Annotated in this window: 8 protein-coding genes and 1 pseudogene; 3 read left to right on the top strand and 6 right to left on the bottom strand. The window is 53.2% G+C overall.

Annotation, left to right across the window (positions count from 1 at the left end):
• Positions 1–109: 109 nt before the first annotated feature.
• The 4 genes from G8764_RS12835 to dauA form a co-directional block, all read right to left on the bottom strand.
• The gene (locus G8764_RS12835; protein ID WP_166165056.1) at positions 110–3,235 is read right to left on the bottom strand and encodes a TonB-dependent receptor; all 3,126 of its coding nucleotides are present in this window, start codon (positions 3,233–3,235) and stop codon (positions 110–112) included.
• Positions 3,236–3,973: 738 nt separating this feature from the next.
• The gene (locus tag G8764_RS12830) at positions 3,974–4,324 is read right to left on the bottom strand and encodes a zinc ribbon domain-containing protein YjdM (protein ID WP_166165055.1); all 351 of its coding nucleotides are present in this window, start codon (positions 4,322–4,324) and stop codon (positions 3,974–3,976) included.
• A 23-nt stretch (positions 4,325–4,347) separates the two neighbouring features.
• On the bottom strand, positions 4,348–4,578 hold the full coding sequence (locus tag G8764_RS12825; protein ID WP_166165054.1) for a hypothetical protein: 231 nt from the start codon (positions 4,576–4,578) through the stop codon (positions 4,348–4,350).
• Positions 4,565–6,307 (bottom strand): C4-dicarboxylic acid transporter DauA, encoded by a 1,743-nt coding sequence (dauA, locus tag G8764_RS12820; protein ID WP_166165053.1) that lies wholly within the window; start codon positions 6,305–6,307, stop codon positions 4,565–4,567. The genes G8764_RS12825 and dauA overlap by 14 nt, the downstream gene beginning before the upstream one ends.
• Before the next feature lie 354 nt (positions 6,308–6,661).
• On the opposite strand from dauA, the gene G8764_RS12815 reads away from it, so the two are divergent.
• The 3 genes and pseudogenes from G8764_RS12815 to G8764_RS12805 all read left to right on the top strand — a co-directional run bounded on the left by G8764_RS12815 (position 6,662) and on the right by G8764_RS12805 (position 8,084).
• Positions 6,662–6,844, top strand: coding sequence for a CopG family transcriptional regulator (locus G8764_RS12815; RefSeq protein ID WP_166165052.1), 183 nt, complete (start codon positions 6,662–6,664; stop codon positions 6,842–6,844).
• A 68-nt stretch (positions 6,845–6,912) separates the two neighbouring features.
• Positions 6,913–7,098 (top strand): annotated as a pseudogene (locus tag G8764_RS23065) (phosphoribosyl-AMP cyclohydrolase); the annotation flags it as partial.
• Entirely contained in the window at positions 7,086–8,084 is a 999-nt protein-coding gene (locus G8764_RS12805) for a CobW family GTP-binding protein (protein ID WP_166165051.1), read from the top strand. The pseudogene G8764_RS23065 and the gene G8764_RS12805, both read left to right, overlap by 13 nt.
• Before the next feature lie 296 nt (positions 8,085–8,380).
• On the opposite strand, the gene G8764_RS12800 is transcribed toward G8764_RS12805, so the two are convergent.
• On the bottom strand, positions 8,381–10,159 hold the full coding sequence (locus G8764_RS12800) for an amidohydrolase (protein ID WP_207951869.1): 1,779 nt from the start codon (positions 10,157–10,159) through the stop codon (positions 8,381–8,383).
• 41 nt (positions 10,160–10,200) lie between these two features.
• Positions 10,201–12,654, bottom strand: coding sequence for a TonB-dependent receptor (locus G8764_RS12795; protein WP_166165050.1), 2,454 nt, complete (start codon positions 12,652–12,654; stop codon positions 10,201–10,203).
• Positions 12,655–13,026: the final 372 nt, after the last annotated feature.

Raw genomic sequence — 13,026 nt, 5'->3', positions numbered from 1 at the left:
CCTTTAACGATATTCTCGTTGAATTCTGTGCTGTCTGATTTTTGCTGTGTAACTCAACAAATTGAGGCATTGAACCCCCCGCGCTTGCGCGCGGGGGGTTACCGCCGGGTTAAAATTTACCTTGTACACCGAAGAATACGCGCGGGCCGTATTCAAGGGTCGCCATAGTACTGCCATCGATTGGACGGAAATCCCTGCGTGGCTCGCTGAGTATATTCAGGGCTTCCAGCGACAATTTGACGTTGTCGGTAACATCGTAACTCATGCGCAGATCAACGCTCTGATTGTCATCCACATAGCGAATACGACTGCTGGTATCGCGACCGAAACCCTGGAAGTACTGGGAACGGGTCTTCCAAAGCAGGGCGATGTTGAAGTCATCGTTCTGCCAGTAAAGTTGCGATGATTGGGTATGACGCGACAACCCGAATAATCCGGCGGGTGGCACAACACCAATAAGCGGAGTCGCATTACCATCGTCGTCAAAGTCAATGCCATCACCGCCGAAGCCATCTTCAAATTCAAAATTCGAATCGGCATAGTTATAACTGAACTTCACACCAAAGCCGCTGGCGAAGCCTGGCAGGTAGGTGAATGCATGGGTAGCCGTCAGCTCAAGACCACTGAGCTCGCTATCATCATCAGAAACCTGCGTGGTTCTTACCGAGCCGACTACCGGGTTGCCGTCAATGATGAAGGTTTCTTGCTGGAAGACACTCTCAAAGCCGCCTTTAAACTCCTTCCAGTAGACACCCGCGGTCAACATAGTATCGTCGTTGACATACCATTCCAGGGCAAGGTCCAGGTTCAAGGATGTCAAAGGCTCCAGCTTCGGGTTACCGTTGGCATCGACCCCCTGAACTGCCTCTTCCAGGCTAGCGAAACCGGGATCAGAACTGTCGGAGGAGTCGTTAGTTTCGACACTTCGGCCAGCACCAAAAGAGTGAGGATCCGGGCGCGACATACCTTTAAATGCACCGGCACGGAACACCAGTTCATCGGAAAGATCCATAATGAAAGTGAGACTTGGCAAAAATTCCGTGTAGCTGTTGGTTCGCTTGGTTTGCTCAAACCCGGCGCCGGACACCTCTTCTACATAATACGCGGTGCCACCCATACCGTCATCTTCTGTAACAACAGTGAGCGGGGTTCGGTAGCCAATCGATTCAACTTCTGTTTTGACAACACGGAGACCGAAGTTACCTCGAACAGATTTGCCGCCCAGCTCGGACTCGTAGTTGGCCTGCACGTAGGCTGCCATTGTATCTTCAGTTACGTCAATAGTGCCGGACGTAATGCCTGTTTGAAAGCCAACGGCAGATGCACCGCCGTAGTTCACCAGCAACTCATCGAGCAGACAGCCATGGTCGAATGTTGCGTAGGTGTTACCGGTACCGATACCACTTGCCACTGTAATCAGGTCGTTGCTGCCCCTGGATTCCGACAGGAAACCGGACTCCGGGAAGCTGCTCAGGCCACAATTATTAGCAGCTGCTGTTACCGCCGCCAGGGCCTCCGGAGCATCGCGGTCACCGTTCGGGGTACCGGCCAGGTCTTCATCCTCAAACAGGCTAAAACCTGCTTCGTTGCGATTTCCACCGGTGGTGAGATACTCGAGTGTGGAGAAGCGTATACCGCTGTCAATGCTGTGGATAAAGCCCAGGTTCTCGGTGTTCCAATTCAGGTCCAGTCGGTAGGCTTGAATGGTATTTTCACGCACCTGCTCCCTCGCACGAAGGCGCGCGCGCTCGCCAGCGGTAAAGAAGGTGGGATCAGTAACATCATAATCACCCAGCGTAGAGGCATCGCAAGTACCACCGTCCTGGCAGAGAATGGTGGGCAGCGCAAGGCCATCGGTACCGTCCGCATTGACATCAAAGGCAACCAGGAACTCGTCCCTGCCCCTTTGCGTGGCGCCGTCGACGGTTGAACCCAGCCTTACCTCAACGTCTGTTTCCGTACGCTCGGTGTCGGAATAGGACGCATCAAATGATATTTTCAGATCATCGGTAAGCTGATAGGCAATATTAAAGCCCGCACCCTTATACTCTTCAAAACGGGTGAAGTCAGTGGTTACGGCGTTAATATCCGTATCAGTGACAAAGCTCTCAACAATACCGGTGGTAGGGTCAGACACCAGATCAGTAATGTTATTCTGGGTTGCTCCAAACACCAGATCCCGGCGCAGCTCCCGTTGATCCCGCTCTGAGGTCTGGAAATCCACCATGATGTCCAACTTGTCATTGGGCTGCCACTGGATCGCCCCGAATAAGGCTTCACGATTATCGTCCGTAGTATTTTGACGGTATGAACGATCACGCGGGATATAGGCCCACGGAATATCTGCAACGCTATTAATATTGGGGTCACTATCGATAATGCCCTGGATATCGTCGTTGGTCACACCTGCTGATCCGTCATGGCATCGACCAGAGGTATCGACTGGCTGGGCATTGCGATCGAATGAGTCTAACAAACACCCTTCAAACCGTCCGGAACCCGTGGTGTGAAACGCTTCCGCCTCGGGATTGGAATCGTCGCGCTTTTGTCCACCAATGGATATACCGATTGTACCTGCATCGGTCTCCCAGGAATTGATATAGCTAGCGGTACCGCGGTAGCCAATTTCTTGCTGGCCATCAATATTCTTGTCGTCAGGGTGCATTGAGCCCTTCAGGCCGAGCTGCAAACGCTCCTTACCGTAATCGATCGGGCGCCGGGTATCCAGGTGGATCTGGCCACTGACCGCGCCTTCAATGTACTTCGCAGACTGGGTTTTATGCACGGCAATGGAATTGAACATTTCCGAAGGAAAAATACTGAAGTTAACCGCGCGGTTGCCACTGCCGTTAGTCGCCTCGCGACCGTTTACCACCGTGGTGCCCAGGAATGGCCCCAGACCCCGCACGGAAATTTCTGTGGCGCCGCCATTCTCACGGTGAGAAGCTGCGCCGGTAATCGTCTCAAGCGCTTCACCGATAGACAGGGCGGGCAGCTCACCGATCTCGTCGGCACTCATGCCGTCAACGATTTCGGTCGACATGCGCTTGAGGTTGATTTGGTCCTGAATGGTCGCTCGAGTTCCGGTGACGACGACCTCTTCCAGGGCCTTCTCACCTTGAGCATATACGGGCAGCGAAATTGCACTGGCTATAGCACTCGCTAGTAGCGCTTTGCGCAAGTTGCTCGGCTTATAAATACCCTGGCTATTGAAATGGCTGGTGCTTTCATACATGGCTTTTCCCCATTCTTATATATGATTTTGTTATAAACGCTGCACAAAACCCAGCAAGAAAGCTATTTGGATTTTACACAACGTGTAGAAGGTTAGTCGGGTCATACATAAATGTCAATACATTTGGTAAGATAGACATTTATTGGTTTTGATGATAAGAGAGCCAGAAAAGTCGTGACTATCACTAAGATTACTGCTTTTGACTGACAAAATCTGACTGACGCTGGCTACCTGACTGGCAGAAATATAGTATGCCACCTCGGGAAAGTCGACTTGCAGACGGGAGAGCAGCCGAATCAAAGGGTGTTTTAATTTTTTATTTTACAAAATGTTCTTACAGATAAATCCCCAAAAAGGCCCTAAACCTATAGACCTCAAGCCAGTAATTACCAAAAATCTTGCCCAATTAGAACCATTTATCAAACCATCGTAAAATGTCATTTCTGCATTAGCAAGGTATTATTTATTACCAATCATCATGCTTGGCCAACTTCGCCGGGAGGGGGAGTAAGATATATTTGCCTTGCAAGGGCCGAAGAGTTCACATGACCAAGGGAATGCCGCTGTTTTATCGACGCGGCTGGAAGTGCAGCACCGGGGCCTGGGCAGCCAGGCTGCTGAGGAAAAGGGGTCGGTGACGAATGGTATTTACTTTAGACTGCCCCCCCTCGCAGGCGGGGATCTATCAACGGCAGCCCGGCCACTCGCGAGCTGGCTGATGCCGCCCCCTTTGCAGGTTTATCCATTGACCTTTTTGACAAATTCCGACTTCAACATCATCTCGCCGACCTTGTCGACACGACAATCGATATTGTGATCGCCGTCGACGATGCGATTGATCCTGACCTTGGTGCCGATTTTCAGCACACTCGAACTGCCTTTCACCTTCAGATCCTTGATCAGGGTGGCGTTATCCCCCTCAAACAGGTCATTGCCATTGCTGTCCTTCACCACGGGCTGATCTTCGCCTGTGCTAGCCGCCGCAGCGGCCGGATCCCATTCATGGCCACACTCAGGGCAAACCAGCAGATTGCGGTCTTCGTAGGCGTAAGGTGATTCACATTTTGGACAAGGGGGGCAAATACTCATAGCTAAAACTTCCTTCAGTTGTATTACAAAAAACCGGTAAATTCTTTCAGACCCAGTGACTTAAGCAGCCGGGCCAGATCGTTGATGTCATCGCTGGAGATGGCATTATCGTCGTTGTCCGCAAGAATAAACGATTTTTTGTTGCTATCCCGCAGCATGATAAACCAATGGGTGCGACTGCCCGGGCTCAGCCGAACTTGCGCCTCGATCCAGGCGCCCTTGGCGCCCAGGGTAATGGCGTTATCCAACTTCATGATTTGTTCCTTTACTCAACACAGCGTCAATCGCCCCCTCCAACGTAGAGAACGACACCTCCAGCGGCCCTACCCCGGCGCTGCGCGCTTTGGCAAGGGTTTTCAGCGGCTGAAACTGCCAGCAGGAAAAACGGATTGATATCTGTTTATCGGCGCACTGGGCCAACAGCCTGTCAACAGCCGATAGCCCACCGGCATCGAGGTAAGAGCTGTATTCCATGTGGATGATCAAGCCATCGAGCCCTTGCGCCCGGTGGAAAATCTCGGAGAATATGCGGTCAGCGGCGGCAAAAAACAGCGGCCCGCGCACCTTGAACACCTTCCATTTACCTGGCAGCCCTTCCCTGACCAACACACGATTTTCGGTAACATCAACCACCTGTGTGAGCGAGGCGATCTCCTTCATAAACAGCAGAGAAGCCAGTACAACCCCCGCGGTGATGGCGATCACCATATCCAGCAACACCGTCAACGAAAGGCAAGTGAGAAAAACCAGAACGTCGCCGCGGGGTGACTTTTGCACCAGCTTGCGCGCCTTGTGTGCCTCGCTCATATTCCAGGCAACCACCATCAGCAGCGCCGCCATGGCGGGCATGGGCACATACGCCAGCGCACTAGCGAACAGCAGCAACCCCAGCAACACCACCAGCGCGTGAACGACACCGGCAATCGGCGAGACAGCGCCAGTCTTGAAGTTGGTGGCAGATCGCGCAATGGCCGCAGTCGCCGTGATACCGCCAAAAAGCGGTGTGACCAGGTTGCCGACCCCCTGCGCCAACAACTCACTATTGGCACTGTGGCGCTTGCCTGACATACCGTCCAGCACCACCGCACACAACAACGACTCAATCGCTCCCAGCATGGCAATGGCAAACGCCGAAGGCAGCAGCTCCGACACCAGCTCCAATGACAGCGTCAACGGTTCGCCGTCAGCACCGGGATGATTCCAGGGCCAGTCAAATGCGGGCAGATAGGGAGGAATGCCCGCCGCCTGTGTGCCATCGGTTTGCAGATAGTGAAAGCGAGAGCCTATGGTATCCACCTCAATACCCTGCGCAGCGAGGAGAATGCCCACCACACTAACCAGCGCCAGTGCCGGCAGGTGTGGCGGTACTGGCAGGCGCAGCCGCGGCCAGGTGATCATGGCCACCAGGGTTAACAGGGCGAGCAGGCAGCTGCCCGCGTCGATACCCGCCAAATTGGCGCCGATGACGCTCACCTTGCCCACGAAGTGTTCCGGCAGGTGGCCGATGGTCATGCCGGTAAAGTCAGGAATTTGCAGTACCGCAATCACAATAGCGATGCCACCGGTAAACCCCAAGGTTACCGATTCCGGAATATATTCGATAAACCGCCCCAGGCGAGCCCAGGCCATGACCACCAAAATCACGCCAGCCATCATGGATGCCAATAACAGGCCGGACAGCCCGTATTTGGCGGTAAGGGGATACAGAATAACCACAAAAGCCGCCGTCGGACCGGAGATGCTGAAGCGACTCCCGCCGGTCAACGCGATCACCGCCCCGGCGATGATGGCGGTGTACAGGCCGTACTGGGGCGCTACACCACTGGCAATGGCCAACCCCATGGCCAGAGGGATGGCAATCACACCCACTGTGACTCCGGCGACGATATCCCTTATCAGGTGTGCGCGCTGATAACCTTCGGCCAACACCTCACGCAGGGCATAACCCAGCCGCAATGAAAAGAGATGTACACGGTGCGGCATCGCTGGGTTTCCTGGTTCTGGCACTCACTGGGGTTAATCAATTCGCCTGCAATGGCTGCGCGGCTATCCGTCTGGCGTCACACATTAGACTTTATTTATATTAACATATAATGTTAAATTAGTTAACATTCAAATAGCATACAAAGCTTGTAACCAAGGCCCTCGCCTGACCGGCATTGAGCTGTAAAAATGGCCTACCAAAACACAGCCCTGGGCGACAAACTCATTGCTAAATTTGGTCAGTTCACTGACACAGCCGAAGGTTAGGCATCACTTCTTGCAGGTAAGCCAGCAACGCTTACAATATGATAATCAAATTAACATGCCGCTTAGGCTGGAAAGACGAGACCACCAATGGAAAAGCGCACTGCCCGACTGACGGTACTGGTAGACCCCAAGAAAAAAGAAGCTTTCGAAAAACTGTGCGAAATCGAGGATGTCACCCCCTCGCAGAAAATTCGCCAGTTTATGAGGGAGTATATTGAGAACAATTTAGGCCCGGAGTGGAAGGAACAGGTCTTCAGCGATAAGGAATAACACGCCGGAAACCTCGTCGCTGATACAGGCATGGCGGGAATTGCCAGGCGAGCTGTCGTGCCAGCGGCGATACGACCTGCTGGTCCTGTTCACAATCGCTACAATGGCGAAAAAGTGAAACCCGCAGGCGCCACCAGCGACTACACATCCTGCGCATCGATTGTATCGGCGATACCCTGCTGTGCGACGTCGAGCAGCTCGGCCCGGTTTGCCACACCGGACAACAAGGAACTCCAGCGACATGTCAGCACTGAAAGCCATACCCACCAATGTCATCACCGGCTTCCTCGGCGTTGGCAAGTCCACAGCTATCCTGAACCTGCTCAAACAAAAGCCCGACAATGAACGCTGGGCTGTACTCGTCAATGAGTTTGGCGAAGTGGGTATCGACGGCAGCCTGTTTACCGGGCAAAAAACAGAAGAAGCCGGCATCTTCATTCGCGAAGTCCCTGGTGGTTGTATGTGTTGTGCGGCAGGCCTGCCCATGCAGATCGCCCTGAATATGCTGCTCGCCCGTGCCAAACCGCAGCGCTTGTTGATAGAACCCACCGGCCTTGGACACCCTCTGGAAGTGCTGTCCGTACTGGTCGCCGAACACTACCGGGAGGTAGTGGATCTGCGAGCCACCATTACACTGGTTGATGCCAGAAAAGTTCACGATGAACGCTATACCACTCACCCCACCTTCAACCAGCAATTGGCCATCGCTGATGTAATCGTCGCCAACAAGGCGGATCAATACCACCCCGGGGACTTTCCCGCCCTGCTGGGCTTTCTGGAACGAACCACAAGCCTGGACAGCAAATCAATCTTTCAAGTGAGTATGGGAGCGCTAAAAATTGATTGGCTGGCGGCCCCTGCAAGCCAACACATCCAGACTCACCATCACCACACAGAGAAAGACGTTACCTCAATACCAGAGGCTCCCGAAATACCCGAGACAGGCTACCTGAGCATTGATAACGAAGGCGAGGGTTTCTACAGTCGCGGATGGATATTCAAACCCGAGTGGATATTCAATTCACAGGAGCTCTATAACCTGCTGCTGGGCGTGAATGTAGAACGGATCAAAGCAGTCTTTATTACCGATCAGGGGATTACCGCCTACAACAAAGCCGATAATGTGCTCACAGAAGCCGAACTGGACGACAGCATGGACAGCCGTATTGAATGCATCAGTAGCGACAGGTGCTCACTTGAATCCCTGGAAGACGCCCTGCTTGCCTGTGTGCGAGATTAGGTGTAGCAGAATAATTTGTTGCCATTTCACGCAGTATGTCGCTGGTTTCATGCAGAGGGCTCTTTCATATTTTTGTGGCAATTATCAGGCAGCTATAAGGCATGCTGAACTTAACCGCAGCGCCGAAAAAGCAGGGCTCGCTACTGTCTGCCCGTGAAATCCTATAACAGGACAGATTGGGGAAATACAGCCTTGGCCTGCGGGGTGTCGCCGAGCTCTTTCAGCAGGATCCGGATAGCTAATCGTGTAGTTAAGCACCTGTACCGCAAGCTGGAAATAAGAATGAGCCTCAGTTGTCACCGCCCCCTTTTAAAATCATCTTTACGGTAGACAACAGTGCCTTCAAACAGAGTCATCTGCACCTCGGTTTGGCTGATAGCCTGGGGCTCGATAGCAAAAAGATTGTGATTCAGGACAATCAGATCGGCCGACTTGCCAACCTCGATAGAGCCGGTGATGTTACCTCGCCCGAGGGCTGCCGCGCCTCTGGTGGTGTAGATTTCGACGGCGTCTTCAAGGCTGATAGACTGGGCTTCCCACAGGGTACCGGTGTGTTTGCCCTCGGGATCGGCGCGAGTGACCATCGCTTCGATACCAAGCCAGGGGTCGATGGTTTCCACAGCAGCCGGCCAATCCGATCCGGCCAGTATGGGCGCCTGTGCCTGCAGCAAGGATTTAATCGGCCAGTAGTGTTCTCCACGTGGCGAGCCCACCGCATCAATAATAGAGGCGATGATCGGCGACGGGTGCCACAGGTAGGGTGACAGGTCGGCGACCGCCTGCAATTCGGCAAAGCGAGGCAAATCGACAGGGTCAATATAGCCCGCGTGCGCCAGTTCATGGCGCTGGCCGGAGTCGCCGTTTGCCAAGCGAGCGGCGGCAATGGCATCCAGGGCGACGCGTACAGAGCGATCACCAGCGGTATGAATCTTTACTGTGTAACCGCGTTTGTCGAGTTCGATCAGGTCCTCTGTTAGTAAGTTCGGTTGCAGGTGCAGCATGCCGTCCACCGGGTTGCCGTGTGAATGTTCTTCGGCGTGTGCATAGGGGTGAAGCATGGCAGCGGTACGCGACGCAGTGGGAACCCCGTCCATAAAGATTTTCACCGCCGCGGTATTGACGTGCCGACTGGAATATTTATCTCTCAACCCGTCGATACGATCGTAGTCAAGCGGTTGAGTACGATGCCCATAGGGTGTGCGGATTGAGGTAGTCATATGCACACTCAGCAACCCTTTCTGGTCCAGAGCATGATAAGCCGCGAGAGTTGGCTCATCGGTGCTGGCATCCTTCATGCCAGTGATACCGAAACCATTGGCGATGCGCACCGCCTCCAGGGCACCGAGTTGATACTCTCGGGGGCTCCAGTCAGGTAACTTGTCACTGAGCAGTTGCTCTGCACCTTCGAGCAACAAGCCATTTGGAACCCTGCTCCCCGGCTCGCGAACGTAGGTTCCATCCGCCGGATCGGGAGTTTCGGCAGTAATGCCCGCCAACTCAAGTGCCTTGGTGTTAGCCCAGCCATTGTGATTACTGTCATCGTTCAGCAATACCGCCTTGTCACCCGAAACAGCATCCAGGAACCTGCGCGGTGAGGCAATCTTATAGCGATCGAAGAAGCCACTATCCCATTGGCCACCGCGAATCCAGGTAGCGTCCGGATTGTTTTCGACACACTCAGCAACCGCAGCCGCGATTTGATCCGGATTGCTGTCAAACGGGAAATTGCAGTCAAATAACTTTTTGATGCCGCCCCTGGTTGGGTGAACGTGCGCATCATTGATACCGGGCATGGCCATCTTGCCGCCCAGATCGACAACCTTAGTGTTTTCACCTTTGAACTCGGCAGCGTTTCTCATAGCACCGACGTACAGATAGTTGCCGTTCTTTATCGCAACGGCCTCGGCCCAGGGCTGGTCTGCATTGACGGTGTAAAATTTGCCGTTGGTAAGTAGCAGGTCAGCCTCTTCCTGCGCTTTTTCACTTGCAAAAGACTGCCTCAGGTGATTCTCGCTGCAGGCTGCGAGCGCAAGGGTCGCAAACAGTAGAGTTGCGCGCTTAAAGCATATGATCATTAAATTCTCCGTTCTCAAATTCTGCGGCGTGAAGTGCGCAATCAAAAATTGTAGGCCAGGCTAATGCCATAGGTACGCGGCATGCCGACCGAGCGCATATAGCCGCCATTGGTGCCGCCAAATGCGGCCTGGTAATAGTATTCATCGGTGATGTTGCGGCCCCAGAGCAAGGCGCGCCACTTGCCTGAGGTTTCACCAATGCCAATACGGAAGTTGGTAATCAGGTAATCGTCCAGAGAGTTCTGCAGACGCACGGGGTCCGGTGTTTCATCGGTGAAGTTGATGTCGGCAGAAGCTTCCATGTACAGGTTATCACTGATGGGCCACTCGTAGCGCGCCAGCGCGTTGTAAGACCACTCAGGCGATTGGGGCAAGCCGGATCCCGAGGCATCCACAGACACAACGTTGATGGCGCTGCCTGTAGCAAAGTCAAATTCTCCGGACACAGGTGTAATCCACTCCTCGATTTCAGTCTCCAGGTAAGCAGCCCCCAGGTTTACACTGAGGCCGTCAATCGGGGCCCACTGAATATCCAGTTCGGCACCGCGTATTGTGGATTCGTCTACATTGCCCAGCCCGCCAATGGCACCGACAAAGGTAATTGCTCGCTCCGACTCCTGCTTGTCTCGATAGTCGTAGTGAAACACAGCAGCATTGAATTGCATGGTATTGTTCAACAGGGTGGCTTTGACCCCCAGCTCCAGTGAAGTCAACTCCTCCGGCTTGTATGGTTTGAGCTGAGTCGTGGTATTGGAATTATTACCGTTAAAACCACCGGACTTGAAGCCGTTTGACAGGGTGGCGTACACCAAAAGATCATTACTGATGGCGTAATCGATACCGATTTTCCCCATCCACTTCTCGGTACTGATATCGGTTTCAAAAGGATGAAAAGCATCATTGATGTTGGCAGTGCCAATAACGTTGGCAATATTGGTGGGTGAACCGGCAGTATCGTCGAGAGTGGAACATGAACCCGGCGGCAGGCTGGCACCGACAATTCCATTCCAGAATCCGGCGTAGGTATTGTCGCCGACGTCGTAGGTACAACCAATCCAGTCACGCTGTTCTTCTGTGTAGCGCAGCCCCAGGGTAAGCCGTGCCTTGTCAGTAAAGTTGTATTCAATATGACCAAATACCGCTTTGGACTCAGTCTCCTGTTGGTATTTGGTGTGTAAACGGCGAATGGGAAATGCGGCAAAAGGATTGTTAAGCCCCCATGCAGCCGAGGCGTCACCGAAAATGGAATCCGCCATAAAAAAATTATAGAGCTCGTCGGCTTCATCGCTGGAGTAATACAAACCTGCAATCCACAACAATTTGTCGTTCTGCCCCGACAGCCTTAGCTCCTGAGAGAACACCTCGAGCTCGGTGACGTTGATGGTTTCCTGGCTGGAAAAAGCACCACCGTCTATATCGTTAGTCTCGCTGCGCTCAAATTCGTCATAGGCAGTAATTGAAGTGAATGTGACCTCATTGAAATTCCATTCCAGTTTTACTGATATACCGCTCAACTGGTTATCTCTGCTCGGTCTCAGGCTGTTGGTTTCTCCCGTTACCGGGTTGGTCCAGTTGTTGGTCCAGTCAGCCACACGATTATCACCCGTCGAATACCAGGGCGGTGTTTCGCCAAACTGAGTGCCCTCGGAAAGGCGGTATTCATTCAGGGGGATATAGGGTGCACCGTATTCCCCCAAACCTACCAGACGGCCATCGTACGCTGTTTGCGCCCGGTTGTCGGATTGGTCATCCACATGATGAATATTCAGCAGTATTGCCCCCTGATCGGGCAGGTCAAAATTAAACAGGGCGCGAAGTGCGAGTACATCCTGTTCCCCCAGTTCATCCCCCGGTCGGGAAAGGCTTTCCTGCCAGCCCTCACTGGACTGCGTGGTTTTAAAGGCAAGACGGGCCTGAACGCTGTCACTCAGGCCGCCACTGACAAAACCCTCCACGTCCAGCACATCAAAGCGACCATAGCTGCCGGTAATACCTGCTTCGAACTCATCGGTGGGCTTGTTACTGATGTAGTTAATCTGGCCGGCGGTGGTATTGCGACCGTAGAGATCACCCTGCGGGCCCTTTAATACCTCCACTCTCTCCACGTCAAACAGGGCGCCGCGACTCATCACCGTATAGGGAATGGCAACTTCATCAAAATAGAGGCCAACGGTGGAAGAGCTGGTGGTGGTGATATCCTGAAATCCGACACCGCGAATGGTGTAGACCGGAACACCGGTAGCGCCTGTAGAGCTAACAGTCAGACCAGGGGTGAAGGCGGCAATATCCTGCGCCGAACTGACGCCATAATCCTTGATGGTTTCGCCGCTGAAGGCGTTTACCGTGATGCCAACATCGTTGACGCTTTGGGCGTGTTTCTGTGCGGTGACGACGACCTCCTCCAGCACGGCCTGTGCACTGGAGACGGTGCCCAAAGCAATCAGGGCGGCGAGTGTTGAGGGGGTAAATCCAGACCTGCAGGTGCTTATTTTCATGCTGCTGTGCTCCATTATAATATTAGATCGGAGTTTCGTTTTTCAGGTCGCCCGTTGATGCTTTAACTACGACCCTATATTTTTTGATACTATTTTATGTGTTTTTTTTATTTTACGTATCACTAATTGGCGAGCATTCTTCCACCATCTATAGAATAGGTCAAGTGCACTAAGTGTTAACGCCGGAGTAAAAGCGCGGTTATTTGCCGCCGTTTGATTTCACGCAACACCGCCATTACACCGCCTCGTAATCGCCCTATTTTGCTTACGGGCGCTCAGAAATCGATGTTGTCGTCAAACGGCAGGTCTGCCTGGTTGTTATCCGATTCACCGCCAGCCTTCGCGTTGCGGCGCAGTTCGATGATCTGCTCG

This window comes from Pseudomaricurvus alcaniphilus, from assembly GCF_011440395.1.
In the GTDB taxonomy this organism is placed as follows: Bacteria; Pseudomonadota; Gammaproteobacteria; order Pseudomonadales; family Cellvibrionaceae; genus Pseudomaricurvus; species Pseudomaricurvus alcaniphilus.
Note: the sequence above shows the minus strand (reverse complement) of the source record. Positions and strands in the feature narration are given on the sequence as shown.